The 26,635-nt window shown below is 45.1% G+C and carries 25 protein-coding genes and 1 pseudogene; 16 read left to right on the top strand and 10 right to left on the bottom strand.

Features of this window, described 5'->3' with window-relative positions:
* Positions 1–54 precede the first annotated feature (54 nt).
* Positions 55–360 (top strand): hypothetical protein, encoded by a 306-nt coding sequence (locus tag PXH59_RS10335; protein ID WP_285808277.1) that lies wholly within the window; start codon positions 55–57, stop codon positions 358–360.
* 144 nt (positions 361–504) lie between these two features.
* On the opposite strand, the gene PXH59_RS10330 is transcribed toward PXH59_RS10335, so the two are convergent.
* A complete protein-coding gene (locus tag PXH59_RS10330; RefSeq protein ID WP_285808276.1) occupies positions 505–1,272 on the bottom strand; it encodes a class II glutamine amidotransferase in 768 nt (255 codons plus the stop codon).
* Positions 1,273–1,308: 36 nt separating this feature from the next.
* Positions 1,309–1,890 (bottom strand): D-sedoheptulose 7-phosphate isomerase, encoded by a 582-nt coding sequence (gene lpcA, locus PXH59_RS10325; RefSeq protein WP_285808275.1) that lies wholly within the window; start codon positions 1,888–1,890, stop codon positions 1,309–1,311.
* 253 nt (positions 1,891–2,143) lie between these two features.
* On the opposite strand from lpcA, the gene fadE reads away from it, so the two are divergent.
* On the top strand, positions 2,144–4,591 hold the full coding sequence (fadE, locus tag PXH59_RS10320) for an acyl-CoA dehydrogenase FadE (protein ID WP_285811607.1): 2,448 nt from the start codon (positions 2,144–2,146) through the stop codon (positions 4,589–4,591).
* A gap of 131 nt (positions 4,592–4,722) precedes the next feature.
* Positions 4,723–6,045, top strand: coding sequence for an IS4 family transposase (locus PXH59_RS10315; RefSeq protein ID WP_285810434.1), 1,323 nt, complete (start codon positions 4,723–4,725; stop codon positions 6,043–6,045).
* A gap of 34 nt (positions 6,046–6,079) precedes the next feature.
* On the opposite strand, the gene lysA is transcribed toward PXH59_RS10315, so the two are convergent.
* Positions 6,080–7,342 carry a diaminopimelate decarboxylase gene (lysA, locus tag PXH59_RS10310; RefSeq protein ID WP_285811605.1) on the bottom strand — a complete coding sequence of 421 codons (1,263 nt, stop codon included), beginning with the start codon at positions 7,340–7,342 and terminating at the stop codon, positions 6,080–6,082.
* Positions 7,343–7,473: 131 nt separating this feature from the next.
* On the opposite strand from lysA, the gene PXH59_RS10305 reads away from it, so the two are divergent.
* Positions 7,474–8,403, top strand: a complete 930-nt coding sequence (locus PXH59_RS10305) for a LysR family transcriptional regulator (protein WP_285811603.1) — start codon at positions 7,474–7,476, stop codon at positions 8,401–8,403.
* Here PXH59_RS10305 and PXH59_RS10300 read toward each other — a convergent pair.
* Positions 8,386–9,300 carry a LysR family transcriptional regulator gene (locus PXH59_RS10300; protein WP_047769714.1) on the bottom strand — a complete coding sequence of 305 codons (915 nt, stop codon included), beginning with the start codon at positions 9,298–9,300 and terminating at the stop codon, positions 8,386–8,388. The genes PXH59_RS10305 and PXH59_RS10300 overlap by 18 nt on opposite strands.
* A gap of 146 nt (positions 9,301–9,446) precedes the next feature.
* On the opposite strand from PXH59_RS10300, the pseudogene PXH59_RS10295 reads away from it, so the two are divergent.
* Positions 9,447–10,330: pseudogene (locus tag PXH59_RS10295) on the top strand (MBL fold metallo-hydrolase).
* Between the two features lie 715 nt (positions 10,331–11,045).
* Here the strand turns inward: PXH59_RS10295 and PXH59_RS10290 are convergent.
* Both PXH59_RS10290 and PXH59_RS10285 read right to left on the bottom strand, forming a co-directional pair.
* A complete protein-coding gene (locus PXH59_RS10290) occupies positions 11,046–11,336 on the bottom strand; it encodes a prepilin peptidase (RefSeq protein WP_285811601.1) in 291 nt (96 codons plus the stop codon).
* Positions 11,269–11,481, bottom strand: a complete 213-nt coding sequence (locus PXH59_RS10285) for a prepilin peptidase (RefSeq protein ID WP_285811739.1) — start codon at positions 11,479–11,481, stop codon at positions 11,269–11,271. The genes PXH59_RS10290 and PXH59_RS10285 overlap by 68 nt, the downstream gene beginning before the upstream one ends.
* 361 nt (positions 11,482–11,842) lie before the next feature.
* On the opposite strand from PXH59_RS10285, the gene rsmE reads away from it, so the two are divergent.
* On the top strand, positions 11,843–12,574 hold the full coding sequence (gene rsmE / locus PXH59_RS10280) for a 16S rRNA (uracil(1498)-N(3))-methyltransferase (protein WP_047769717.1): 732 nt from the start codon (positions 11,843–11,845) through the stop codon (positions 12,572–12,574).
* 9 nt (positions 12,575–12,583) lie between these two features.
* Positions 12,584–13,543 carry a glutathione synthase gene (gshB, locus tag PXH59_RS10275; RefSeq protein ID WP_047769719.1) on the top strand — a complete coding sequence of 320 codons (960 nt, stop codon included), beginning with the start codon at positions 12,584–12,586 and terminating at the stop codon, positions 13,541–13,543.
* Positions 13,544–13,976: 433 nt separating this feature from the next.
* On the opposite strand, the gene PXH59_RS10270 is transcribed toward gshB, so the two are convergent.
* Complete coding sequence (locus PXH59_RS10270) at positions 13,977–15,350, bottom strand: IS4 family transposase (RefSeq protein WP_285811599.1); 1,374 nt, start codon at positions 15,348–15,350, stop codon at positions 13,977–13,979.
* Positions 15,351–15,642: 292 nt separating this feature from the next.
* On the opposite strand from PXH59_RS10270, the gene PXH59_RS10265 reads away from it, so the two are divergent.
* Genes PXH59_RS10265 through PXH59_RS10250 form a run of 4 tightly spaced genes read left to right on the top strand, consistent with a single transcriptional unit; the run spans position 15,643 to position 16,973 of the window.
* Positions 15,643–15,921: a hypothetical protein gene (locus PXH59_RS10265; protein WP_285811866.1), complete on the top strand. Its 279-nt coding sequence runs from the start codon at positions 15,643–15,645 to the stop codon at positions 15,919–15,921.
* 13 nt (positions 15,922–15,934) lie between these two features.
* Positions 15,935–16,207 (top strand): hypothetical protein, encoded by a 273-nt coding sequence (locus tag PXH59_RS10260; protein ID WP_434223359.1) that lies wholly within the window; start codon positions 15,935–15,937, stop codon positions 16,205–16,207.
* A gap of 58 nt (positions 16,208–16,265) precedes the next feature.
* Positions 16,266–16,739, top strand: a complete 474-nt coding sequence (locus tag PXH59_RS10255) for a phage tail tube protein (protein ID WP_285811597.1) — start codon at positions 16,266–16,268, stop codon at positions 16,737–16,739.
* 3 nt (positions 16,740–16,742) lie between these two features.
* Positions 16,743–16,973, top strand: a complete 231-nt coding sequence (locus tag PXH59_RS10250) for a phage tail assembly chaperone (RefSeq protein ID WP_285811595.1) — start codon at positions 16,743–16,745, stop codon at positions 16,971–16,973.
* Here PXH59_RS10250 and PXH59_RS10245 read toward each other — a convergent pair.
* Positions 16,956–18,293 (bottom strand): IS4 family transposase, encoded by a 1,338-nt coding sequence (locus PXH59_RS10245; RefSeq protein WP_285811593.1) that lies wholly within the window; start codon positions 18,291–18,293, stop codon positions 16,956–16,958. The two genes, PXH59_RS10250 and PXH59_RS10245, sit on opposite strands and share 18 nt — an antisense overlap.
* Positions 18,294–18,396: 103 nt before the next feature.
* Positions 18,397–19,565, bottom strand: a protein-coding gene (locus tag PXH59_RS10240; protein ID WP_285811737.1) for an IS3 family transposase whose coding sequence is annotated in 2 segments (ribosomal slippage) — positions 18,397–19,304 and positions 19,304–19,565 — 1,170 coding nt in all. Because the reading frame shifts where the segments join, the coding sequence is not laid out codon by codon here.
* A 58-nt stretch (positions 19,566–19,623) separates the two neighbouring features.
* Here PXH59_RS10240 and PXH59_RS10235 point away from each other — a divergent pair.
* The 4 genes from PXH59_RS10235 to PXH59_RS10220 all read left to right on the top strand — a co-directional run bounded on the left by PXH59_RS10235 (position 19,624) and on the right by PXH59_RS10220 (position 22,926).
* Complete coding sequence (locus PXH59_RS10235; RefSeq protein ID WP_285811591.1) at positions 19,624–20,487, top strand: phage tail tip fiber protein; 864 nt, start codon at positions 19,624–19,626, stop codon at positions 20,485–20,487.
* Positions 20,488–20,533: 46 nt separating this feature from the next.
* The gene (locus PXH59_RS10230; protein WP_285811590.1) at positions 20,534–21,826 is read left to right on the top strand and encodes a phage tail fiber protein; all 1,293 of its coding nucleotides are present in this window, start codon (positions 20,534–20,536) and stop codon (positions 21,824–21,826) included.
* 223 nt (positions 21,827–22,049) lie between these two features.
* Positions 22,050–22,493, top strand: coding sequence for a Panacea domain-containing protein (locus tag PXH59_RS10225; RefSeq protein WP_285811588.1), 444 nt, complete (start codon positions 22,050–22,052; stop codon positions 22,491–22,493).
* 1 nt (position 22,494) lies between these two features.
* Positions 22,495–22,926 (top strand): hypothetical protein, encoded by a 432-nt coding sequence (locus PXH59_RS10220; protein WP_285811586.1) that lies wholly within the window; start codon positions 22,495–22,497, stop codon positions 22,924–22,926.
* Positions 22,927–23,941: 1,015 nt separating this feature from the next.
* Here PXH59_RS10220 and PXH59_RS10215 read toward each other — a convergent pair.
* A complete protein-coding gene (locus tag PXH59_RS10215; protein ID WP_285811583.1) occupies positions 23,942–25,063 on the bottom strand; it encodes a site-specific integrase in 1,122 nt (373 codons plus the stop codon).
* A gap of 228 nt (positions 25,064–25,291) precedes the next feature.
* Between PXH59_RS10215 and srmB the strand changes: the two genes are divergently transcribed.
* Positions 25,292–26,632 carry an ATP-dependent RNA helicase SrmB gene (gene srmB / locus PXH59_RS10210; protein ID WP_285811582.1) on the top strand — a complete coding sequence of 447 codons (1,341 nt, stop codon included), beginning with the start codon at positions 25,292–25,294 and terminating at the stop codon, positions 26,630–26,632.
* Positions 26,633–26,635 lie beyond the last annotated feature (3 nt).

Here is a 26,635-nt window from a genome sequence, read left to right as displayed (position 1 = left end):
ATTCCCGTGAGGTAATGCAGCGACTCTAGTAATACAAAAAACCTTGAGCAATATATGTCTCAAGTTATTCACTCCGATAATCGTTACAAAGTTTCTCTTAATTTTCGCCGGGGTAATTCTAACACCTCCCCCACTGACTGTCTGATTAATCAAGTGACACAGTTCAAGCAAATAAAAATAATTTCTCTGCTAAACCGTCAACCATTCGATAAAGACGAATGTTTCTATCACTTTTCTCTACATCAGGGCGATTTTCAATCAAAAATTAATTATTGCGCTGTTAATTTGAGTCTTCCCAACGGGTTCGATAAATCAAAAAGAGATTCCGGCAGGAATTTAATGGAAGCGGCAGTAAAATAACGACAATGAGTTGTTTTGGAAACAATGACAGCCGCCTATGTGTATTTTGTCCAAAATAGCATTCCTGCCACAGTTAACGTAATAGACGGGCAATATGTCATTAATGTAAAACCAGAAAACCAATCACCCTTTCGGAACAGCGAATCAAATTATCCTCTCTCCAAGATGAAATAACACATAGTCACTTGATTCAATACGGTGCCAAACTTCATTTCCGGTTAAAGGTTGGGTGGCAATCACAGATACGACATCCCCTGGCTGGGTGTGCTGCTGGAAATCGATTTCAACATCCTGATCAAGTAATTTAGCCCTGCCGAAAGGGGCACGACGAGTAATCCAATGCAATTGAGTCGAACAGTAAGCCATGACAAACTGCCCGTCTGACAACAGCATATTGAAAACACCTTTCTTTCTCAGGTGATCCGCCAGGGAAGCAATAAATTTAAATACCGCAGGCCAATTGGAAGGTCGCTTGGGATATTTCAACGATAACTGATGTAATATCCAGCAAAATGCCCATTCACTGTCTGTCTCACCTACCGGACGGTAACTACCCGTTTTCAGCTTACTGTATCCCTTAAGCTGACCATTGTGGGCATAAGTCCAATATCTTCCCCACAGTTCACGGGTAAATGGATGAGTATTGACCAGGGAGACATGACCACGGTTTGCCTGACGAATATGGGCAACAATCACTTCCGATTTGATTGGATAGCCTTGTACAAATCGAGCTACTGGTGAATGACAACTGGATTGATGATCTTTAAATGTCCGGTATCCCAATCCCTCATAAAAGGTAACTCCCCAACCGTCTTTATGTGGGCCGGTATGCCCACCACGCTGAATTAAGCCACTCAGACTGAAAACAATATCTGTTGGCACGTTGGCACTCATGCCAAGTAATTCACACATCACCTACCCCTAATGCCGACTCTTAATGAAAAGCAATCAGGCTTTTACCATTTCTTTTTCAATCAATTGAATCATGATGTGAATGACTTTGATGTGAATTTCCTGAATACGATCTGCATAACCAAAATGGGGCACCCGAATTTCAACATCTGCCGTTCCTGCCATTTTGCCGCCATCTTTGCCAGTCAGCGTAATGACTTTCATACCCTTGGCGTGGGCTGCTTCAAGCGCTTTAATGATGTTGCCAGAGTTTCCAGAAGTTGAAATGCCCAGCAGTACATCACCTTTTTGACCGACAGCTTCAACATAACGGGAAAATACATAGTCATAACCAAAGTCATTACTCACACAAGATAAGTGGCTGGGGTCAGAAATCGCAATGGCCGGATATCCCGGACGATTCTCACGGTAGCGGCCAGTCAATTCTTCCGCAAAATGCATAGCATCACAATGCGAACCACCATTACCACAGGAAAGCACTTTTCCTCCTGTTTTGAATGAATCAGCCAGCAAAACGGCGGCTTTTTGAATGGCGTCGATATTGGCATCATCATTGAGGAAGTTAACCAACGTATCTGCGGCTTCGGATAACTCACTGCGGATCAGTTCTTGATACATGGAATTCATACTCCTGAAAAGTCTTCGGGATTAATAATATCAGCTAACCAGTGTAACGGATTCCCCCATCTGAAAGAAGATATCATCACATCTTGAAAGAATTATTGTTTGCAAAACTAAAACGACTTTGTGAGCTAGATTGTAATTAAGATGTAAATGTATTGATAAATACATTTTCCTCATCTAAAAAAGAAGGACATCACAACAGGTCAGACCTCTGACAACTCAACCTGAGATTTACAGGAGTTTTACTATGACCGCTTTCAGCATTATCTTATTTTTAGTCTTGATTGGCGGGCTTTGTTACCACAAAGTCAGCCTAACGCTCAGTAGTTTACTGCTTGTTGCCTATACATTCGTTATGGGCATAACCGGCCTTTGGAGTTACTGGCTGCTGTTACCACTCGCTATCGTCCTGTTCCCGCTGGTCTTTACACCAGTACGTATCTCTTTATTCTCTGCGCCCGGCCTAAAAGCTTTCCGTAAAGTTATGCCAAGCATGTCCAAAACAGAGAAAGAAGCCATTGATGCAGGAACCACATGGTGGGAAGGCGATCTATTCCGTGGTAACCCTGACTGGCAAAAATTGCATAACTACCCAAAACCACAGTTAACTGCTGAAGAAAGAGCATTTATTGATGGTCCGGTAGAAGAAGCCTGCCGCATGGCAAATGATTTCCAAATCACCCATGAACTGGCTGACTTACCACCAGCGCTTTGGGCCTATCTGAAAGAACACCGTTTCTTTGCCATGATCATCAAGAAAGAATACGGGGGGCTGGAATTTTCCGCTTACGCTCAGTCTCAGGTACTACAAAAACTGGCCGGCGTATCGGGTATTCTGGCAATTACTGTTGGCGTACCCAACTCCCTGGGGCCAGGTGAATTGCTGCAACACTACGGCACAGACGAACAGAAAAAACATTACTTGCCCGGTCTGGCTCGCGGTGAAGAAATTCCTTGCTTTGCTTTGACCAGCCCAGAAGCCGGTTCAGATGCCGGAGCTATTCCTGATACTGGTGTTGTCTGTATGGGAGAATGGCAAGGCGAGCAAGTGCTTGGTATGCGTCTGAACTGGAATAAGCGTTACATTACTCTTGCCCCTATTGCGACCGTACTGGGATTAGCATTTAAACTGTATGATCCCGATCATCTGCTGGGTGATACCGAATCATTGGGCATTACCTGTGCCTTAATCCCAATCAATACACCGGGCGTTGAAATTGGTCACCGCCATTTCCCGCTGAATATCCCATTCCAGAATGGCCCAACGCGTGGTAAAGATATTTTTGTTCCTATCGATTACATCATCGGCGGGCCAAAAATGGCAGGTCAGGGCTGGCGTATGCTGGTCGAATGTCTGTCTGTTGGTCGTGGTATTACTCTGCCATCCAACGCAACCGGAGGATTAAAAAGTGCAACGATGGCAATCGGGGCCTATTCCTATATTCGCCGTCAATTCAAGTTACCTATCGGTAAAATGGAAGGGATTGAAGAGCCACTGGCACGTATCGCAGGTAACGCTTACCTGATGGACGCGGCTGCAACCATGATCACCGGCGGTATCATGTTGGACGAAAAACCTTCCGTTCTGTCTGCTATCGTGAAATACCATTGTACGCACAGAGGCCAACGTTCCATCATTGATGCCATGGATATCGCCGGCGGCAAAGGCATCTGCCTTGGGCCATCTAACTTCCTTGCCCGCGGTTATCAGGGTTCACCCATTGCTATTACCGTTGAAGGTGCGAATATTCTGACCCGTAGCATGATCATCTTTGGTCAGGGGGCAATCCGCTGCCATCCTTATATACTGGCTGAAATCGCCGCAGCAGAAAGCAACAATGTGAAACACTTTGACAAGGCTCTGTTTGGTCACTTAGGCCATGTTGCCAGCAACACTTTGCGCAGCCTGTGGCTTGGTATTACCAAAGGCAGAAGCAGTCATTCGCCAGTCAATGATTCTACTCGCCGTTACTACCAGAAGATCAACCGCTTAAGCGCCAACCTTGCCCTGCTCTCTGATGTTTCAATGGGCGTATTGGGCGGCAGTCTGAAACGCCGTGAACGCATTTCAGCTCGTCTGGGGGACATTCTGAGCCAAATCTTCCTGGCTTCGGCCGCGTTGAAACGCTATGAAGACGAAGGGCGCCAAAAAGAAGATTTACCATTGGTACAATGGGCAGTAGAAGATAGCCTGAATCAAGCTGAACAGGCCATGAATGAGTTACTGCGCAACTTCCCAAACCGTTTGGTTGCAGGTTTAATGCGTGTAATCGTCTTCCCATTGGGACGTGTACATACCGCTCCATCTGATAAATTGGATCACAAACTGGCCCAGATATTACAGACTCCTTCTGCAACCCGTAGCCGGATTGGACGTGGGCAATATCTGACTCCCAGCGAACATAATCCCCACGGGTTACTGGAAGAAGCATTGCACGATATCATCGCCGCAGAGCCTATCCATGCTCGCTTGAGCCGCGAAGCAGGCAAACATCTAAGCTTCACCCGTTTGGATAAATTAGCTGAACAGGCACTGGCTGAGAACAGAATCACCCAGGAAGAAGCAGAGATCCTGAAACGTGCTGAAAGCAGTCGGCTGCGTTCAATCAATGTCGATGAATTTGAGCCAAATGCATTCGCTGTACCCAATCCAGCAAAAAAGCCTGAAAGTCAGCGTCAAGATAAAGCCGCATGATGCTGACCAGAAAACCTGATTAATGCAAATATGGGACTAAGAAACGGGGCACCAATGCTAATACCGCTCGCTTAAGAAAACTAAGATAAGTCATAATTGGTCTTAGACAAGCATCTGAGGCCAATTTTTTTATGTCTGAATTTTCTCGTGAACTCCAAGCCACTGCGGCCTTAAATTACCCGGGATCCATGGATGCCTTTAGTCAACACATTCCGATGGCATGGGTGACTGAAGCGGTTAAAGAAACGGGGCGAGCCACTGTGCGAAAACGTCGATTTCCCGCCGAACAAGCCGTCTGGTTAGTGCTGGGTATTGGGCTCATGAGAAATCGTTCGATCAATGATGTTTGTGACAAATTAGATCTGGCGTTTCCTGACGCGAAAGGGAAACTGCCGCCATTAGCGTCAAGCAGTCTTTCAAAAGCCAGACATCGTCTTGGTATTGAACCCTTGCGACACCTTTTTCATACCACGGCCACCGAATGGGAAAAAGAAGATACGGCTTATTCTGCCTGTGGACTGAAAATCTTCTGCGTGGATGGCACCCAGTTTAAGGTGCCCGAAACGGCTGATAATCAACAGCTGGGTTATGCCTCAGGCAAAGCCCCCTTTCCCTCTGTGCTGGCGGTGACCCTGATGTCCGCCCGGACACATCTTATCTCCGATGTGGCGTTTGGCCCCATCACCCAAAGTGAGATTAGCTACGCTCAGCGACTGGTGGGCTCTGCCCCCGAAAATACCCTGACGTTGTTTGATCGGGGCTTTCTCTCTGCGGAGTTATTTCAGGCCTGGCAAGGCACCGGCAAAAATACCCATTGGCTCACTCCGATAAAAAGCAAAATGCGTTATGACGTCATTCAGGAATACAGTCCTTATGACAAACTTATCGATATGCCGGTTTCTCCCCAAGCCCGGCAACTGCATCCTCACCTTGAAAAAACCTGGCGGGCGCGCCTCGTTCTGATCCCGGAACCGAAGGGAGAAATTAAAGGGTTTATTACCTCTATGGAATGTCCCGTGACGTATCCCCTCAAAGAGATCCTCACTGTGTACTGGGAACGATGGGAAACCGAAGAAGGCTATGGTGAGCTGAAACAAAGACAGCTCAATAATACCGCCCTCCTGAGAAGCCAGACACGGGCAGGTATCTATCAGGAGTTATGGGGCATCCTGATCGCCTACAATCTGGTTCGGCTGGAGATGAGCCGGATGGCAAAGGACTATCGTGTTGAACCGCTTCGGATCAGCTTTATCAATGCGTTACGACTGATACAGGATGAATTTTTATGGTGTTCAGGACGCAGCCCCGGCACGATCCCGCAAAAATTAAAAGCCCTCAGAGAAAGTGGCAAACGGCTTATTTTACCTCAAAAGCGAAAACGCCCATCGGTTCCAAGGCAAGTGCTCTGCAAAGCACCCTGTTACCCTTATAAAAAAAGAACCGCTCGTGCTTAAGCGAGCGGTATTAGCACCAATGCCCCGTTTTTATTTAAATGGCTTCCAGCAATAACAACTCTTCGATGGTCTGGCGACGACGGATCAAATGCGCCTCTCCCCCGGTAAACAAAATTTCCGGGATCAAAGGACGACTATTATAATTTGAAGACATAGAAGCACCGTAAGCGCCGGTATGGTGAAAAATCAGATAATCTCCGACACTAACACGAGGCAACATACGTGATATAACTTCTCCGCCTTCCAACTGAGTGAACACATCACCAGACTCACATAACGGCCCCGCGACAATGGTTTCTGTCAATGTGGTTTCCGGCAGCGCGTTTATCGGTAATACCGAAATAGGGTGATAACTGCCATACATCGCCGGACGCATTAAGTCATTGAACCCCGCATCCACCAGCACATAATGCCGATTGCCCATAGATTTAACCGCCCGTACTTCCGCCAGCAAGATCCCTGCCTCAGCAACCAGAAAACGACCGGGTTCGATTTCTAACTCAACGTGATGCCCCAGATGCTGCTCAATACGTTGGCGAGCTTCATGCCACAAGCTGTAATAATGTTCGGTGTCGACTGACTCTTCACCGTCCTTATAAGGAATTGATAAACCACCGCCTGCGGAAATGGCTTGAATATCTTCCCCGCACAACCTGACCTGCTCCACCATAGCATTACAGACATTGGAAAGATGCTGATAATCTACTCCTGAACCAATGTGCATGTGCAACCCGACTAACTGCAAACCATATTGATGAATTTTTTCAATTGCCAGAGGGAGATCCTGAAACCAGATCCCATGTTTGCTGTTTTCGCCGCCAGTATTAGTCTTTTGGCTATGCCCATGCCCAAATCCGGGGTTGATGCGCAGCCAAACCGGATGACCAGACTGACGTTCACCAATTTGTGCCAACATATCAATAGAACCGGCATTGACCGGAATATCCAGCTCAATGACACGCGACAATGTTGCCTCATCGATCACATCCGCAGTGAACACAATTTCTGCTTTCTCACGCCCAGGTTGAAACCCTGCATAAAGCGCCCGCTCGATTTCACCCAATGACACGGCATCAACTTTCACGCTCTGCTCTCTCATCAAGCGTAAAATATGGATATTGGAACACGCTTTCTGTGCAAACCGAATGACATCAAACTGTTTTAATTTTTTAATTTGTTTGATGATGCTATCGCCATCATAAACCCACAATGGTGTTCCATACTGAGCAGGTAAACGAAGCAGATTTTCAGGGGTAAAATGTTTCCTTAAGTCATGAGGTAAGCTCGATATAGTCATGGAAGTGTCTCACAAAATCAGCGGTTCCCTCATTATTGACAATAATAGGACAGGAAAAAAATATCCATTTAGCTATAGTCTATTCATTTTTGATATCCTTATGGCTATTTTCCAATCAAAGAGAACAATGTATGCACTCCTGCTCATGGCGACACATTGAAATTTTTCATGCTGTAATGACCACCAAAAACCTGACTGATGCAGCATTATTACTGAAAACATCCCAACCCACGGTCAGCCGTGAACTTGCACGCCTTGAACAATTACTGAAACTTAAATTGTTTGATCGAATCAAAGGGCGCTTGTTTCCAACCGCGCAAGGATTACGGTTATTCGAAGAAGTGCAGCGCTCTTATTATGGGCTGGAAAGAATAATCAATGCGGCTGACAGTATCCGACAATTTGAACAGGCGCAGTTATCCATCGCCTGCCTGCCAATGTTCTCCCAATCTCTGCTGCCAAAAGCCTGTTGCAGTTTTATTGAACACTATCCCGAAGCCAGGCTGACCATCATTCCACAAGAATCTCCCCTTTTGGAAGAATGGCTTGCAGCACAGCGCCATGATATTGGCTTAACCGAACATTTACAGACGCCAGCAGGTACTGAACGAGAAACGTTGATAACCTTAAATGAAGTTTGTGTTTTACCCATTAATCATCCGCTCGGTCAAAAATCACAACTGACGCCAGCAGATTTTCACAATCAAAAATTTATCAGTCTTTCGATCACAGACAGTTACAGGCAACTGATTGATACCATTTTTACTGAGCACCAAATCAATCGTAAGATGGTGATGGAAACCCATAGCGCAGCCTCAGTTTGCGCCATGATTAACGAAAGCATTGGCGTGTCTATCGTAAATCCGCTAACTGCATTGGATTATTTAGATGACAGCGCCAAAATCTGCATTCGGCCATTCAGTATCGACATTCCATTCACAGTCAGTTTAATCAAACCCATCCATCGCCCCTCCTCAGAGTCCGTAGAGACCTTCATTACACATTTAAAACAACAGGTTGCTCTATTTGCCGACAAATTGACATTAGCGTTTCAACATTAATTGTTGCCAATGAGGTGATGTCGCAAACCAATCCACCAGAAAATCCAACAGTGCACGCAAAGTTGCTGGCATATTCTGGCGGCTGGCATAAATGCCATAGATCCCCATTGCCTGAGGTTGGTAATCAGGCAGCAGCTCAACTAACTGCCCTGACATCAAATAAGAAGAAACTGAATAGTAAGGCTGCATTGCAATTCCTGCTCCCTGCAAAGCAGCTTCCATCAATACGGTCGATTCATTGGCACTTAACGTACCACTGACAGGAACTGAATAGTGCTCATACTGTTTTTTAAATACCCACAAACTTTTGCCGAAAAAGTTATAGGTCAGGCAATTATGTGATGTTAACTCCATAGGATTGTTGGGAATAGATTTTTCCGCTAAATAAGACGGCGCAGCACAAACGATGGAATGGCAAGTTGATAATGGGCGAGCAATTAGATTTGGCTCCAGATTATTGGTAATACGGATTGCCAAATCAATGCGTTCTTCTATCAAATTGACAGCCTTATTATCCATTTGCAAATTGACGGCAATGTACGGATATATCCGCATAAATTCAGGCATGGCAACTGCCAGCGCACTCACGCCCAATGATTGGGAACAACTCACTCGCAACAATCCCTTCAAGGTTTGTGCTTCCAAAGACTGTTGCGCCGGCATACCTTCTGCTAATTCCATTAACTTAAGGCTGCGTTGATAAGCACTTTCACCCGCCGAAGTCAGGCTAATTTTACGTGTTGTACGATGCAATAAGCGAACACCTGCCCATTTTTCCATTTCAGCCAAATATCGCGATACCATTGCCCTCGACATATCCAACCGTTCTGCTGCCGCGATGAGGCTTCCCTGTTCAACAATCGTAACAAACACTTGTGCTGCGGTGATCCTATCCATTTTCAGCCAACCTATTTTTCGTCCTGATTCGCTCGATTTGTGCAACAAATAGTTGCTGGTTATGGGGTTTTTAAATCGGAATATGCAACTTATCATACATGTCATTCAAGCACACAAGCTTTTTGCTACAGGAATTCAATTCGACGATGGCTCGCAAAACAACATTAAACATCGCTCTGGCAGCGACACTCTCCTTGGGGATAACCTCACTGGCTCAAGCAACCGATCTGAAATTGGATATCTATAATCCAGGTGAAAGAGGTGTTTTCCCTGTTTCTTCTGAAATTATCAGCGGTGATCATGAAGTTGTCCTGATCGATGCCCAATTTAAGAAAAATGATGCACAAGAGCTGGTTAAAATGATCCGGCAAACAGGTAAAAAATTGACAACGATCTATATCAGCCAATCCGATCCTGATTTTTATTTTGGCCTTGATGTGATTACCGAAGCTTTCCCTGACGCCAAAGTGATCGCATCACCAGAAACCATCAAAGCAATCAATGAAACCAAAGATGGCAAGCTGGCTTATTGGGGGGGATTCTTGCAGACCAGGCCCCCAAAAAGATCGTCGTACCAGAGCCACTAAAAGGAAACGCCTTCACTGTTGATGGTGAAAAACTGATTATTGAAGGTTTAGATGGCCCAGCCGCAGATCGTACTTTTGTCTGGGTTCCTAAATTAAAAGCCGTTGTTGGTGGTGTGACTGTTTCTGACAATATCCATGTATGGATTGCGGATACCCAGACCAAAGCGTCACGCCAGCATTGGCAACAAACATTGGATCGCATCAAAAGCCTGCAACCTAAAACTGTTGTACCAGGCCACTATCTGGGGAATTCATCAATGACGTTGGATTCAGTGACTTTTACCCAAAATTACCTGGCGACATTGGAAAAAGAGTTACCGAAAGTAAAAGATTCCAATGCTCTGGTTGCAGCCATGAAGAAACACTATCCAGATCTGGCTGATGAATCGAGTCTTGAGCTAAGTGCCAAAGTATTAAAAGGCGAAATGAAGTGGCCTCAGTAAGTTAAAAATCATCACGGGCGTTGCGGATAGTAGCGCCCGTATAACAATATTTTAAATATTACCTTAATGCCCCGTTTAATTTCAACGAATCAAAAACGCCAAATAAAAAACGCCAAATAAAAAACAAAACCTCATTACCCATCTTTAATAAAATTAGTATCAAAATTTATTTTAATACTTTATATTAACCCCCATATAAAAATAAATAATGCATTCATTTTAAAAATGAAAAAAACTTATCAAATAAACATAATTCCTTTTTGATTAATGTGATATTTAGCGCCTTTTTATACTTTGAAATAACTAATCACCTTAAGTTGTGATCAATAGTCCATAATCCAATAAATCAGCTTGAATAAAAATCTCACTTTTTTTAAATTTGCAGTCAGCGGAGAGATAAGCCAGCAACCTAAAGCTAACTAGATACTTCCAACGTCTAGAATATGCAGGGCAAGCAGCTTAAGCCAACTAGATGCTTCTAACATCTAGCGCATACAGAATAATAGCCTAAACCAACCAGATGCTTTTAACGTCTAATGTACGCAGGATGCGCTGCTCAAGCTAACCAGATGCTTCCAACGTCTGGCATGTGCAGAAAAGCAGCTTAAAACAACTAGATGCTTTTAACATCTAGTATTTACAGAATGCGTACCGTAGGTTAGGTTCCTGTTCTCTCCGCCACTTTTTATTTATTGTCTCACTTTGCAGATGAATACTATACTCTGCCAATACCACACCCCAGTAATACTATCGCGGATAAACATAAATAAGGCCCAAATGCGATAAATTTAGGAAACGATTTTCTTTTCACGCCAATTATTACAAACCCGAACACGCCAAATAATGAAGCCATCAGCATCAATATTGGTATTATTTCCACACCCAACCAAGCACCGATCGCTGCGGTTAATTTAAGATCACCATAACCTATTCCCTCCTTATTTAAGGTATATCGACATAACCAATACAAAAACCACAAAAAAAAGATACCCTGATATGGCGCCATATATTGCACTCTTTATTGAAACCAAATTACCATCAATATTAACCAAAAGCCCAAACCATAATAAAGGAAGAGTGATAATATCCGGCAAGCAATATGTTTTAATATCGATAACGGCCAATAACAATAAGGTACTACAGAAAAACATAACTATTATATAATCTACGTTAATTAAAATAAAACCCTTCCTTTTTCTCACCTGTAAGAAATTAAAATCCATTTATAAATAACATCCTTGTTACCGTCTTCTTTCCTTAATTTCCTGACATCAATCAGGACAAGATGAATATTAATTTTTTATTCCGGGTATTGGCAATAAAAATTTAGCTAAAAAAGCAATTATAAAATAAATATGCGAACCAGCTCGCATGGAGATATCTTGTATTCCTTAAGCCAAGAGATAACTTGATCACGCAAACAGCGCTCATTTATCATGGCAATGAATCAATTTTGTCATATGGCTGTTTGCGCCATACCGGAAGAACCCGGAAAAAGAAGGAAAGAAGAATATGCGAATACCCCGCATCTATCACCCTGAACTGCTCTCAACAGGCGTGGAAGTTTATTTGAGTGATGACGCTGCCAATCACGTGGGTCGCGTGCTTAGAATGAGTAATGGGCAAGCATTACAACTCTTTGATGGCAGTAATCAGGTTTTTGATGCAATAATCACGGAAGCCAGTAAAAAAACAGTTAAGGTGTTTATCCTTGATGGCAAATTATCTGATCATGAATCACCACTGAACCTGCATCTGGGGCAGGTCATGTCCCGTGGTGAAAAAATGGAATTTACAATCCAAAAATCGGTTGAATTGGGTGTCAACACGATTACCCCACTTCTGTCTGAACGTTGTGGCATAAAACTGGATACAGAAAGGTTGGAGAAGAAATTACAACAATGGAAAAAAATTGCCATTTCTGCCTGTGAGCAGTGCGGACGTAACCAGATCCCTGAAATCCGCCCCATTATGCCACTTGAAACCTGGTGCGCAGAAAATGACGGCAGCCTAAAATTAAATTTGCACCCCCGTGCCAGCCATAGCATCAATACCCTCCCACTCCCCGTGGAAAAAGTACGCCTGCTGATTGGGCCTGAAGGGGGATTGTCTGCCGAAGAGATAGAAATGACAGCAAAATATCAATTTACTGATATCCTGTTAGGGCCTCGAGTCCTGAGGACAGAAACGACAGCACTCACTGCAATTACCGCATTGCAAGTACGTTTTGGTGACCTGGGTTAAGGAGAAAAAATGATCAAGCTCGGTATTGTGATGGATCCTATTTCATCCATCAACATCAAGAAAGACACTAGTTTTGCCATGCTGCTGGAAGCACAAAAACGCGGATGGGAAATCCATTATATGGAAATGCATGATCTCTACCTGCATCAGGGAGAGGCTCGCGCCCGCACACGTTTGCTCACGGTGGAAGAAAATCCACAACAGTGGTATCAGTTTGGCAGTGAGCAAGAAATCGCTCTCGATACTTTGCACGTTATTTTGATGCGCAAAGATCCACCTTTTGATACTGAGTACATTTATGCGACCTATATTCTGGAAAGAGCAGAAACCAAAGGCAGCCTGATCGTTAATAAGCCCCAAAGCTTGCGCGATTGTAACGAAAAACTGTTTACTGCCTGGTTCCCAGAATGGACACCCGATACGCTAGTGACCCGCAGTGCCAAAAAACTACGCGAATTCCACCAAAAACATGGCGATGTTATTTTTAAACCTTTAGATGGTATGGGAGGCGCTTCCATCTTCCGTCTGAAACAAGATGACACGAATGTCGGCGTTATTATTGAAACCCTGACTGAACATGGCAATTGTTATTGTATGGCCCAAAATTTTCTGCCTGCCATTAAAGATGGCGATAAACGCGTACTGGTTGTTGATGGTGAACCTGTGCCTTATTGCCTTGCCCGTATCCCTGCTCAAGGAGAAACCCGTGGTAACCTGGCGGCAGGTGGTCGTGGAGAAGCTCGCCCATTGTCAGAAAGCGATTGGGCAATTGCCCGTGCAGTTGCTCCGGTATTAAAAGAGAAAGGGTTAATTTTTGTTGGGCTGGATATCATTGGTGACCGCTTAACTGAAATCAACGTAACCAGCCCAACCTGTGTACGTGAAATTGAAGCCGCTTTCCCGGACATCGCCATTACTGGCATGTTGATGGATGCTATCGAAAAACGATTGGAAAAACAGATAGCTTAACAGGTCAAACAACATTCGTTTCCTGACAATATTTGCCATTTATAATAAGAGTCCACATACTGTGGGGATTTTAGAGATGTTGCACATTGATTATAAAAGGGTTTATATAACGTCATCCACATCTCATCCACTTTATAACTGAAACCGCTAGCAAAAGCCCTTTGATTTTCGAGGGGCTTTTTTATTTTTCCATATGAAAGGTTAAAACCACCGTCTTTAGACGGTGACCTTGAACTTAAATATTTTGACGTATGCGCGTTTAGTCATAACTGAATACCACCTCCTGCGGAGGTGGTCAGCAACAGGTTTTGGCTCTGCCTTATTGGTTTTTAGATTTTAAAGTAATAGAAGTGGCAGGGACTTGTTTTTAGAGATTTTAGTATGCCCCTCTGGGGCAAAATCAAAGCCACCTTCTATGAAGGCTGTCTCTTGATCATAAGTCTTGTTCAAGAGACAGTGCGAGTTCATAGCCTTCAAGGATGGCCTGCAATTTTAGCCATCCTTCCCACAAGGTTTTTACTGATGCTCTGCCATTTCGTTTGCTATCTTTCCAACCACCGAGTTTTGCTAGATGTTCGTATGCCCATTTAGCAGTGGGAGGCGTTTCAGGGAGGGCTGTTTTTATGCTCTTAAGCCAGAGTAACTTCCATGCTTTTGGCGACAAAATTTTTTCACAGCTAATATCTTCAAGTTGCTCACTGGCAAATTTTAATTGAAATATCCTGACAGCTAAGAAGGCATAAATGGTGGCTAACCTCTCTAGATTATTTTTGCTTTGAACTCTCAGTTCTTCTACGCCTGTTCCTTCACTCTTCCAAATTTTATGGTATTCCTCTACAAGCCAGCGTTTTTCGTAATAACCGATAATGGTAAGGGCATCCTCTTTATTATTTATCGGCTCATTAGTCAGGATATGCCAATTGAGCTTGTTATCCTCATTGCCTATCTCTGAACACCCAACATAATAGAGAGGAATAGCATCTCCCGTTTTGTTCGAGGGAGTTTTTAGCGTCACAGGAGCATATTTCACATCAAGCGTGACTGCTTTTGCTTTCCGTCCTCCTCTTTGAGCTACTTGTATCTGGCGTTGTCCAACACTCTTCAGTTCTGAGGCAAATTGATACAATTTATCGGATCCTTCTTCAATATGTCGGCTCATCATTGAACGCACCACAAAACGTTTCTTATTTAATACCTTATAAATCAAATAGTCATAAATATCCGCCTCTCGGTCACAGACAGAGATGACGTTTGTCATTGCATCGCCTAAACGCAACGCCATATTTCGAGAGGCTCTTTCCCATTTATATCCTTCTTTATCTTCATAAGGCCGTTTAAGATCGTGACGACGAATACCTCGAGTTTTTATATCTCTTGTCCATCTTTGTTGTTCAATGAGCCCGATAACTTCATTCGTATCTGGCGTAAACAACAAAATACTGTGAGCGAGAAGTCCTCGCCAACGGTTGCCTTGGTTGACATGTCCTAATTCATTTCGTATCGAACGATGTTGATAACTCAACGTGGTTGTATCTTCCAAAGCAAGTAGTAGTGGGTATCGCTCAATCTGATTTGCAGTTGCAGTAAACCCCGCTTCAGCAATATCTTCCGATGAAATGTTATCATTACGAATGAATCGGTAAGCCCCTTCCATACTGGCTGGAGATGATGAGGATTTAACAACGGATTTACCGGGATATTGGGCTAAATCTGAAGCCATGTTTACTAGCCTGGCCGTTCTTCTTGGGTCACCCAGTTTAGCATGACCAAATTGCTCTTTAGCCCATTCATGATTGCTTTTAATCATCTCAGAAATCCTCAAATTGAATACCTTGAAGATCTGATCGTGAGAAAAATATTTAGTTCAAAAAATCTCACATTAAGTGAGGAACTTCTGTATAAGAGACAGCCTTCTATGAAGGTGGCTTTTTACTTTCAACTGTAGAGATATCTCTACACCTTTGCGTCGGGTTTCCCTGACAACGTGGATCTGGAAAATCAGAAAAGACCTCCACTAATTCTTTCATCTGCCCCCCTCTAAAAATGAAGGAATTATCCACTCAATATTTTCATGCGTAACCCCTGCGGCTAACCCCGATTTGCTGATGAATATCATCTGCCAGTATGGCCGCACCTGTCGCCGCTATCGTTTTGAAGTGATAGCGAAAAATCAATTATTAATGCGCGTGGGGAGTGTAAGCGCAGACTATATCTGTCATGCCGCCGCTATACAGGAGGGCGATAGCATGAACGAGTATGACTTAGAAAGCGCCGTGATTAGCGGTTTACTCTCGGGCGGCGCCACGCCGGATGCGTATGACGTATTGGCAACCCTGCCAGACGAGGCATTCAATTCAGCCTACCTGCGCAAGGTGTAAGGTTTTCCCTTACGTGGCACCGCAGTCAGAGCCGCCCGTGGCTCCGCCGTGGTGTGTCTTTTCTCTCTACAGCATTGATCGGGATGTCCTGAGCGGACAGGCGGAAAGCCTCACCACCCTGCAAGTTGATGTCTATGCCCTGACCATTGACGAGGCGCGGGGGGTACGGGATAGGGCGAGGTTATCGCTGGCTGGACTGCATCCCACGGAACTCAGCGAAACCAACGGCTACGAGTCTGATACGGCACTGTACCGCGCCACACTGGAATGCCAACTCTGGCAATAACCCCCACATTTTTACCTCACCGTCCGTAATGGGCGGTTTTGTTTCTGGAGAATTGTCCATGTCAAGTAAATACGAAAAAACCCAGGGCACGAAAGTGAGCATTTCGGCCAATCCCGCCACCGAAGTCAACCCCACGAATGCCGTCTGGCAGGCGATTGACTGTACCACCAAGGAGATCAGTTACACTGGTGGGCAAAAATCTGACATTGAAGTCACCACGCTGTGCTCCACTGAGCAGGAAATGACGAATGGCCTCGCCGCACCGGGGGAGATCACCCTGTCCGGCAACTGGTCAGCTAACGAAGCAGGGCAAAATACTTTGCGTAATGCCTACGATACCGATGAGCTTCATGCATTTAAGGTGGAATTTCCGACAGGTAATGGTTACGCCTTTCTTGCTGAGGTACGCCAAAACTCATGGAGTGTTGCCACCAGTGGTGTTGTTACTGCCTCCTTTACTTTGCGACTCAAAGGCAAGCAGCTTCCCCTGAAACCCGTCCCGTTAACCAAGAGCACAACACAAGGAGAATAAATCATGGCGAAGAAAAAACCCGACCTGCGCGCATTGGCACTGGCCCCGAATGCCGGCTTTCGCAGTAAAACCGTGACCGTACCGGAATGGGGCGATGTCACCGTCACCTTACGCGAACCCTCCGCCGGGGCATGGGGACACTGGCAGGCAATGACGTTACCGAAAGAGGGCGAGGAAGACACCCTGTCCATCGCAGAGAAAACCCACCGCAATATCCTAATACCGCTCGCTTAAGCACGAGCGGTTCTTTTTTTTATAAGGGTAACAGGGTGCTTTGCAGAGCACTTGCCTTGGAACCGATGGGCGTTTTCGCTTTTGAGGTAAAATAAGCCGTTTGCCACTTTCTCTGAGGGCTTTTAATTTTTGCGGGATCGTGCCGGGGCTGCGTCCTGAACACCATAAAAATTCATCCTGTATCAGTCGTAACGCATTGATAAAGCTGATCCGAAGCGGTTCAACACGATAGTCCTTTGCCATCCGGCTCATCTCCAGCCGAACCAGATTGTAGGCGATCAGGATGCCCCATAACTCCTGATAGATACCTGCCCGTGTCTGGCTTCTCAGGAGGGCGGTATTATTGAGCTGTCTTTGTTTCAGCTCACCATAGCCTTCTTCGGTTTCCCATCGTTCCCAGTACACAGTGAGGATCTCTTTGAGGGGATACGTCACGGGACATTCCATAGAGGTAATAAACCCTTTAATTTCTCCCTTCGGTTCCGGGATCAGAACGAGGCGCGCCCGCCAGGTTTTTTCAAGGTGAGGATGCAGTTGCCGGGCTTGGGGAGAAACCGGCATATCGATAAGTTTGTCATAAGGACTGTATTCCTGAATGACGTCATAACGCATTTTGCTTTTTATCGGAGTGAGCCAATGGGTATTTTTGCCGGTGCCTTGCCAGGCCTGAAATAACTCCGCAGAGAGAAAGCCCCGATCAAACAACGTCAGGGTATTTTCGGGGGCAGAGCCCACCAGTCGCTGAGCGTAGCTAATCTCACTTTGGGTGATGGGGCCAAACGCCACATCGGAGATAAGATGTGTCCGGGCGGACATCAGGGTCACCGCCAGCACAGAGGGAAAGGGGGCTTTGCCTGAGGCATAACCCAGCTGTTGATTATCAGCCGTTTCGGGCACCTTAAACTGGGTGCCATCCACGCAGAAGATTTTCAGTCCACAGGCAGAATAAGCCGTATCTTCTTTTTCCCATTCGGTGGCCGTGGTATGAAAAAGGTGTCGCAAGGGTTCAATACCAAGACGATGTCTGGCTTTTGAAAGACTGCTTGACGCTAATGGCGGCAGTTTCCCTTTCGCGTCAGGAAACGCCAGATCTAATTTGTCACAAACATCATTGATCGAACGATTTCTCATGAGCCCAATACCCAGCACTAACCAGACGGCTTGTTCGGCGGGAAATCGACGTTTTCGCACAGTGGCTCGCCCCGTTTCTTTAACCGCTTCAGTCACCCATGCCATCGGAATGTGTTGACTAAAGGCATCCATGGATCCCGGGTAATTTAAGGCCGCAGTGGCTTGGAGTTCACGAGAAAATTCAGACATAAAAAAATTGGCCTCAGATGCTTGTCTAAGACCAATTATGACTTATCTTAGTTTTCTTAAGCGAGCGGTATTACCGCAATATCCGGGGTGATGTTTGAAGTGGTCAATAAAAATTGGTCACTGACTTAGAGGCTTCCCAAAATAATCTTTCTGATTCATTGGGGGTTAATCCGTTGTTATACCAGTGAGGGCGAAGCTGACTGTAATAACCTGTTATATACTGGGTGATTGAATATCTGGCTGCCATAAAATTTGCATATCCCTCTAAAGGCACCCATTCGCTTTTCAAGCTCCTGAAAAACCGCTCCATTGGGCTGTTATCCCAACAGTTTCCCCGTCGGCTCAGGCTTTGTTTGATACCATATTGCTGTAATAATCGCCTAAATGCTTTGCTGGTATACTGGCATCCCTGATCGCTGTGAAACATCACACCTTGTGGCTTTCCTCTTGATTCAAATGCCATTGTTAAGGCTTTCTTCGTTAACTCAGCGTCGGGCGAAAATGACATCGCACAACTGACGGGTTTACGCGCAAATAAGTCGAGAACCACCGCTAAATACGCCCAACGTTGACCTGTCCAGATGTAAGTGATGTCACCACACCAAACCTGATTAGGTTCCGTAACAGCAAATTGGCGATCAAGATGGTTTGGAATATCAACATGTTCCTGCTCCTTTCGTGAATACCGATGTTTGGGTTGTTGACGACTGACCAGCCCGAGTTCAGCCATGAGTTTTCCGGCCCGCCATCGGCCTAATGGGATCCCCTCACGGGTAACTATCGAGGCAATCGTTCGTGCTCCGGCAGAACCGTGACTTTTGTTAAAGGCTTCACGAACCCGGCTTTTTAGCGTTACGCGAGCAGAGTCTGGCCGCTTGATTCGCTTGTGCCAGGCCTGATAACTACTGCGATGAACCCCGAACAGTTGGCAAAGAGAAGCCACCGGATAATGCACTCTGAATTGCTCGATTAACGAGAACTGTTCATGTAGTCCGACATCAAGAGTGCTGAGGCTTTTTTTAATACATCGTTTTCCATTTCAAGGCGTTGCAGTTTCTTCTTCAGTTCGCGTATTTCAATTTGCTCCGGCGTGATGGGTGAGGCTTTGGGTGATTGGCCTTGTCGCTCCTGTTTTAACTGGCGAACCCAAGATTCCATTGCCGATTTACTCACATTCATCGCCTTCGCCGCTTCTCTTATGCTGTAATGCTGGTCAAGGACTAGCGGGGCAGATTCCAGTTTAAATTCGGGGCTGAAACGTCTTTTCATCATGTCACCTATTTTGCGTGTTGAAGTGAGAATATCACCTCTATAACGGTGACCAAAATCATTGGACCACATCAATCAGGTCGTGGCTGACAATGAACGACGCACTCAGGTTCAACTGGGTAAACAATCCGCCATTATCAGCGAGAAAGCGACGGCAGTTTTCAATATCGACGGCAACGGCTATGCCATCAAGGATATCGGGGCAGGCGTGAACTACAGGGGACAATATTATGGCGCGGGAATGGTCATTGGGGCTGAGGTAAAGAATGGCAGGGTCGAAACGCATTTCGGCGTCAGGGCGAACCAGTTTACCGTGGTGAATCCGTCCAATGGGAAAATGGAGCCGGTGTTCGTGATTAAGAATGGACAGCTGTTTGCCAGAGATACCTTCATAGAGGACGGCAGCATTACTAACGCCAAAATCGGCAACTTCATTCAGTCCAGAAATTATGTCGCAGGTCGGGCGGGGTGGAAAATTGATAAATCCGGTTTTGCTGAGTTTGGTGATATCAAGGCGAGAGGTGAGATTAATGCGACGTCAGGCTCCCTGAGAAACGTCACTATCGAAGAGGACTGCAAAATAAAAGGGACGTTGTCAGTGAATAATATCGTTGGCGACATTGTGAAGGTTTACACAATGAACGCTGGAAATTTAACCATTCCTCCGTCACCATTCGACCGCGTTATTGTTATCCCTGCATTGCAAATTACAGCAACCTCCAGCAAACAGGCGTGGGTATCGCTAAATGGAAATACAATATGCCGGGCGAGGACATATGCAATTTCTACAGGTAACCTCAGAACAGGATATGTCCCATCGATCATCACGGGCTATGGAACATTGCCAAAAAATGTACCAGGGGACGTTACATATTATCAGGAAGGTGAAGGGTTTATGATAACTATTCTGGCGTTCAAGGCGTAATCACCAAACCCTACGGGCTTATCTTAGATTTTCTCAGGAACACACTATGTACTATTCACAAGGCACAGCCTCAACTGTGTCCGGCTCGGCTATTGTCCGCGGTACGGGCACGAAATTTATCTCCAATATCAACGGTGTTGCACCCGGGCAGTTGATGTTAATCCGGTCTGGCAGCAACAACTTAATCCACCTGATTCAGACGGTGAACTCCGATACCGAACTGGTACTGGCGGATAACGCCACGGTCACCCTGAATAACGCGAAATACCAGATTCAGACCACCCTCCCCGATTCCGTCTCGGATGGCGTCCGACATATTGTGGCCAACACCAGCTACATCACCCAGTTTCTCCAGAACATGGACAAATGGATGTCACAGAATGGCGTGGTTGACGTGACATTGCCGAACGGTCAGACGGTGTCACTGCAATCGATACGGGCGTTACAGGAGGCATTAGAAGGAAAAGCAGATAAAACAGAGTTTCAACAGTCGGTACGGGCGTTGCAGGCGACGATGGAGGGGAAGCTGGATAAATCCCGAAATGGCGCAGATATTCCAAATAAGGTTGAATTTGTAAATAATCTGGGTTTATCAGGGGCGATGAAAGTCGGGGATTATGGATTTGGAGGTATTGCTCGTTTAGCTAGCGATAGTGATTTAAATGCTAAACGGTTACCAACATCAATTTATCGTATGGGTGGGGGTGATGGTGATAACTGGTGGGTCGGATGGGGAGCAGGTATCTTGCTGCGCTATGATGAAAATAATGTATTTCATCTTTGGCTTAGCGCGCAACGTACTGAATTACAATTTATTATGCAAATAGGTAATACAATTCGGGGATGCACATTATGGGGTACAACCAATACCACCATAGACAACAACGGCTTCCTAAAAAAAGCCTCCCCCATCATCCAAATCTACCCCGATGGCACATTCATCACCAACGACGAATCCGAAGGCGCGACTGTCACTAAACTCGGCATTGGCCATTATCAGATATCCGGCGTATTGGGTTATAACGCTGACGGAGCATGGGGTGTCCACGGCGGTATCTCCTCCCCGAAAAATAACAACGGGCTGGAACTCATCTACATTGATGACACAGTGAAAAAATGCGGCGGCATCATCATTCGTACTTTCCACCGTCAGCATCCCCATTTACCTGAACGGTTCCAGAACAGGCGGATAAAAGACATCGTGGATGGTGAAAAAGTCTACTATGCCGATGCCGAACCCTGCGACATTCCCGAAGGTTGTCGCTTAGATGTCCGCGTTCAGATGCCGGAAGATTCGGTGTGGAATGTGGGGCAGGGGGAGGTGAATTCAGAGCCTTGATGATATGAAAAAGCTATAGGGCGCTATAAAGTTAGCGCCTGAACCCAAGTTATGGATGGCTAAAACCCGAAACAGGTGATGCATTTTAATCATCAATGAAACAAAATAAATACAGCCTACGTGGTTGAGCTTAAGATTCAATGACACTAATATAACCATAGCTATATATCAATTTGATAAACTTGGCGTGTAGTATTTTATTAAATTATCAATGGAGAGTGTTATGCCTACTTGCTTTGATGTGGCTGATTATTTTTTGGCTTGCTGTAATGAGGAAAGCGGCGACACTATTTCCAATTTAAAATTACAGAAGCTGGTTTATTACGCGCAAGGTTTTTCTTTGGCGTTGCTGGAAAAGCCGTTATTTGAGGAGCAGATAGAAGCGTGGATGCATGGCCCTGTGGTTCCGGCGATTTATAGGAAATATAAAAAGCATGGTAATCAAGCGCTGCCTATCCCTGCCCGCCTTGATTTAAATAAATTTTCCAATGATGAAAGAGAACTTCTTGATGAAGTTTATAGTGTATTTGGTCAGTTCTCTGCCTGGAAGCTGCGCAATATGACTCATGAAGAAGCGCTATGGAAAGATAATTATATCGAAGGGGTAGGCTATCAGGTTATTTCCCATAATGAGCTTAAGGATTACTTTCTTACTCGTATAAATTAATATGGCACAGAAAAAACCTAAAAGAATAAAAGCGCCTCAGGAAGTTCAGGAAAAATCTGTCAGGCTTAAGATTGGCCCTGAATTTAACGATAATTCAGAAAACAGGCCGCCAGAATTTTCTTTAAGATATCTGCAAGATAATTACTGTGTAAGCAGTTGTGAAAGGGATGATAAGGCGGCTTTATCTGACAAATTATTCCGGCTTAGTAAATTAACATGGGGTCAAATAAAGCAACAACACCGACATGCGCTTGGATTTGAAAAAATCCACAGAACGGCAATAAAACCCCCCATCCCTGCGCACATAACAGAAGATGTTAACCTTATCGCTTTTAGGTTCAGTGGTAAGAAGCCCATGGTTGGCTATAGACGTGATTCCACTTTTTTCATTGTATGGTTAGATAGAGCTTACACTTTATATGATCACGGATAATACCAAGTCCGCCCCGGGCGAGTCTTCATGTAGGCAACATCCCTTAATACTCTTCCTTCCCACTTGTACCATCCCCCACACAACCCCCATCAATTCATTCAACTCTCCGCACGCGTTTAATGCCTTGATTCTATTAATCTCTGCCCCTGTGACAGAAATAATTAAAATCAATCACTTACGTAAATAGGATAATTATCCCCTTTTAACCCGTTGATTTAATTGAATTCCTGTCCTGAGCGGGAATTGAGAAAAATCAACAGCTTAGCTAAAGGTGGGATTTCTCACCTTTAATTCAGCATTCTTCCGTCACAAACGGAGCAGTGAAATTAACTCTAGGGACTCCTTGAGTTTAAGGGGTCCTGTTGTCGAGGTCATTAGCTCAGTGACCTCGAAGAATACCGTGGTCCTCACTTTGGCCTACCCGATAATTTCGGGTTGTTCCAATCAGCCGAACTTTCGTCCGGTTACTCAGCGAAACTTTTCGCTCAGTCATCGGCTGAAATTTTAGCTGATGTGTATGCGAAAAATTTCTCACACCTCAATAACTCATTGATTTATTCGAGGCCGTCACTTTGGCCTGTCACTCAGCGAAACTTTCCGCTAATGGGATTTAAAAGCCCATTAAGGTGATAATTCATGGAGAGGTACACAAACTTTGCGCGTATCATTTAGCGACTCGGTTCATTTGCGGTCATCATTTGGTGGAGCGCAAAAAGAAAAGGTGCTTCGGAAATCGAAATAGCCAAAGTGGGATAGTCCACTTTAAAGATGACGCAAATTTGCGTCATGGTAAAAATCAATACGTTATATTTATTTGTACTCACTACCGACGAAATTCGTCGTGAGTCACTCAGTTACATTAAGCAACCCTGTGAGGGTAAAAGGTATGGTGGAAATCACCATACCCAAAGTGGGATATTACACTTTGAAGATGGTTGGAATTTCAACCATGATTCAGGTTTGAGCCATCTACGGCAACTATAGGGATTTCTTCTATAGTTGATTGCCTTGAGAGTCAAAGGGTGGACTCCTTCCCTTGGAATTCTTCTTCTTTCTGCTGCATAAGTTTGTTGAATTTTTCATGCAGTGATTGCGGGTACAGCTCGGTGTATACCTGCCATAATACATTCAGCGAACGATGACCTGTGACTTGCGCGACTTCTTCAATTGAGAACCCAGCCTCAAACAAGCGACTTGCCCCTTCCCGGCGTAGATCATGATAGCGGAGGTCTTCAATGCCTAGTTCGACGCATGCCTTGTGAAAACCCTTAGATATGCTTCTCGTATTATAGGGGAATATCAGTTCACTATCAGATTTTGGTTGTCTTTGAACAATATCCCACGCATCCCCAAGCAAGGGAACAAACATATGATTACCTGTTTTTTTTCTGGGGTCTTTTCTGTCTCTTACGAGCACAGACTTTTGCTTCTCATCAATGTCATCCCACCTGATTTTACATACCTCTCCAATGCGCATACAGGAAAGTATTGAGAAATTCAATATATCCTCGTAAGGAATATTACTTGTCCAATGACTACCTCGTCTGCGTAGCACTTCCATTAATCTATCTAACTCCTCGCGCTCTGGTCTTCTGCTGCGTCGTTGGCTTTTACTGATTAACCCCATTTGGGTTAAAACTGAACGAGCTTCATGTGCAGGATTCGAGGTGTAGTCTATGCCATAGACAGGCTTGGCTGATTTTAGGACTGATGACAAATAGACGACATCATGATTAATGGTGGCGGGAGTAGTTCCTGTAGAATATCGCTGCTTGCAATGCTCAATAATATGACTCACCGAAAACTCAACTAGCGTGAATTTTGCCAATTCACTATTTAATAATGCATTCAATACATTTTTCTTGTCTCTTCCTGCCTTTCCACCCAGATCTGGATCATTGATATATTTGTACAGTAGAGCACCAACCGTAAAATCTTCGGCATCATTCTGTGTGGGCACCCCGTTTTGCTCTAAATCGACCACCCGTTGAGCACCCCATGTTTTAGCGTGAGACTGCTTTCCGAATGTACGGTTCTCCCTGTAGATATATTTACCTCCAGACTTAACACCAACAGTGCAGCGGTAGCGGACAGTGCCATCTGCGCGAGGACGTTTTTCTATGCTATAGTAGGCCATCTGCGATGCTCTCCAGTTCAAATTTTTACGACATAAAGGGGTGCTATTAGGGGTGCTGATAATCTCAAAATAGCCTAAAAAACCCTTAAATGCACGAAAATTAGCAAAAACAACAATTCAGGAAATTCAGCATAATAGCGAGCTATGGCGGGAGTCTGGCGTGTTATTTGGGTATTTTCTTTTTATGTTTTACCGATTTATAATCGGCGGCCCAAACAGAGGTATATAATGACTGCGACAAACTTTTCCGAATTCGACCTTGATGAATCCTTGCTTGAAGCACTGAACAACAAAGGCTACGAACTCCCGACCGCCATTCAGGCGGCAGCTATTCCTCCGGCGATGGACGGACGTGATGTATTAGGCTCAGCGCCGACCGGTACAGGTAAGACCGCCGCTTACCTGCTACCAACTCTACAGCATTTACTGGATTTTCCTCGCAAAAAATCAGGGCCGCCACGCATCCTGATTTTGACGCCAACCCGTGAACTGGCAATGCAGGTAGCAGAACAGGCAAAAGAATTGGCGGCCCATACACATTTGGACATTGCGACAATCACGGGTGGTGTTGCCTACATGAATCATGCGGAAGTATTCAGTGAGAATCAGGATATTGTTGTCGCAACGACAGGGCGTCTGCTGCAATACATCAAAGAAGAAAATTTCGATTGCCGTGCAGTGGAAACGCTGATCCTTGATGAAGCGGATCGCATGTTGGATATGGGATTCGCCAATGATGTCGAAACGATTGCAGGCGAAACCCGCTGGCGTAAACAGACCTTGTTATTCTCCGCAACTCTGGAAGGGGAATCCATCCGTGATTTTGCCGAGCGCCTGTTAACTGATCCTGTTGAGATTGATGCCGAACCTTCTCGCCGTGAACGCAAGAAAATTCAGCAATTTTACTATCGGGCTGATTCGTTAGAGCATAAAACAGCTCTGCTGTGTCACCTTCTCCAGCAATCTGAAGTGACTAAATCCATTGTTTTCGTACGTAAACGAGAGCGTGTTCGCGAACTTGTCGATTGGCTGAACCAGGCAGGCATTCAGGCGGGTTTTCTCGAAGGAGAAATGGTGCAGGCCAAGCGTACAGATGCCGTAAAACGCTTGAATGATGGTAAAGTCAAAGTCCTGGTCGCCACCGACGTTGCTTCCCGTGGATTGGATATCGAAGATGTCAGCCACGTCTTTAACTTCGATTTGCCTCGTACCGCAGATGTTTACTTGCACCGGATCGGTCGTACTGCTCGTGCAGGCCGTAAAGGAACGGCTATTGCTTTGGTTGAAGCACATGATCACCTACTTTTGGGTAAAATCAGCCGTTACCTCAAAGAACCTTTGAAAATACGAGTGGTTGATGAGCTTCGCCCACAGACCAAAACGCCAAGTGAGAAAAAGGGTAATAAGCCATCCAAAAAAGTACTGGCAAAACGTAAAGAGAAGAAGAAAACAGAAGAGACAAAGAAAAACCGCGTAAAAGTTCGTCATCGCGATAGCAAAAATATCGGTAAACGCCGCGCTTCTTCTGGCAATCCCAGCCCAAAATTAACTGAATCTAGCAACGATTAATTC

The sequence above is a fragment of the Xenorhabdus bakwenae genome, from assembly GCF_030272115.1.
GTDB lineage: Bacteria > Pseudomonadota > Gammaproteobacteria > Enterobacterales > Enterobacteriaceae > Xenorhabdus > Xenorhabdus bakwenae.
The sequence above is the reverse complement of the archived record's forward strand: the minus strand, read 5'-3'. Positions and strand labels throughout refer to the sequence as shown.

What these genes read in the sequence shown, in the direction of transcription:
- PXH59_RS10335 (WP_285808277.1), top strand. Translation starts at nt 55, where the DNA reads ATGTCTCAAGTTATTCACTCCGATAATCGTTACAAAGTTTCTCTTAAT.
- PXH59_RS10330 (WP_285808276.1), bottom strand. Translation starts at nt 1,272, where the DNA reads ATGTGTGAATTACTTGGCATGAGTGCCAACGTGCCAACAGATATTGTT.
- lpcA (WP_285808275.1), bottom strand. Translation starts at nt 1,890, where the DNA reads ATGTATCAAGAACTGATCCGCAGTGAGTTATCCGAAGCCGCAGATACG.
- fadE (WP_285811607.1), top strand. Translation starts at nt 2,144, where the DNA reads ATGACCGCTTTCAGCATTATCTTATTTTTAGTCTTGATTGGCGGGCTT.
- PXH59_RS10315 (WP_285810434.1), top strand. Translation starts at nt 4,723, where the DNA reads ATGTCTGAATTTTCTCGTGAACTCCAAGCCACTGCGGCCTTAAATTAC.
- lysA (WP_285811605.1), bottom strand. Translation starts at nt 7,342, where the DNA reads ATGACTATATCGAGCTTACCTCATGACTTAAGGAAACATTTTACCCCT.
- PXH59_RS10305 (WP_285811603.1), top strand. Translation starts at nt 7,474, where the DNA reads ATGCACTCCTGCTCATGGCGACACATTGAAATTTTTCATGCTGTAATG.
- PXH59_RS10300 (WP_047769714.1), bottom strand. Translation starts at nt 9,300, where the DNA reads ATGGATAGGATCACCGCAGCACAAGTGTTTGTTACGATTGTTGAACAG.
- PXH59_RS10290 (WP_285811601.1), bottom strand. Translation starts at nt 11,336, where the DNA reads ATGGCGCCATATCAGGGTATCTTTTTTTTGTGGTTTTTGTATTGGTTA.
- PXH59_RS10285 (WP_285811739.1), bottom strand. Translation starts at nt 11,481, where the DNA reads ATGTTTTTCTGTAGTACCTTATTGTTATTGGCCGTTATCGATATTAAA.
- rsmE (WP_047769717.1), top strand. Translation starts at nt 11,843, where the DNA reads ATGCGAATACCCCGCATCTATCACCCTGAACTGCTCTCAACAGGCGTG.
- gshB (WP_047769719.1), top strand. Translation starts at nt 12,584, where the DNA reads ATGATCAAGCTCGGTATTGTGATGGATCCTATTTCATCCATCAACATC.
- PXH59_RS10270 (WP_285811599.1), bottom strand. Translation starts at nt 15,350, where the DNA reads ATGATTAAAAGCAATCATGAATGGGCTAAAGAGCAATTTGGTCATGCT.
- PXH59_RS10255 (WP_285811597.1), top strand. Translation starts at nt 16,266, where the DNA reads ATGTCAAGTAAATACGAAAAAACCCAGGGCACGAAAGTGAGCATTTCG.
- PXH59_RS10250 (WP_285811595.1), top strand. Translation starts at nt 16,743, where the DNA reads ATGGCGAAGAAAAAACCCGACCTGCGCGCATTGGCACTGGCCCCGAAT.
- PXH59_RS10245 (WP_285811593.1), bottom strand. Translation starts at nt 18,293, where the DNA reads ATGTCTGAATTTTCTCGTGAACTCCAAGCCACTGCGGCCTTAAATTAC.
- PXH59_RS10230 (WP_285811590.1), top strand. Translation starts at nt 20,534, where the DNA reads ATGTACTATTCACAAGGCACAGCCTCAACTGTGTCCGGCTCGGCTATT.
- PXH59_RS10225 (WP_285811588.1), top strand. Translation starts at nt 22,050, where the DNA reads ATGCCTACTTGCTTTGATGTGGCTGATTATTTTTTGGCTTGCTGTAAT.
- PXH59_RS10220 (WP_285811586.1), top strand. Translation starts at nt 22,495, where the DNA reads ATGGCACAGAAAAAACCTAAAAGAATAAAAGCGCCTCAGGAAGTTCAG.
- PXH59_RS10215 (WP_285811583.1), bottom strand. Translation starts at nt 25,063, where the DNA reads ATGGCCTACTATAGCATAGAAAAACGTCCTCGCGCAGATGGCACTGTC.
- srmB (WP_285811582.1), top strand. Translation starts at nt 25,292, where the DNA reads ATGACTGCGACAAACTTTTCCGAATTCGACCTTGATGAATCCTTGCTT.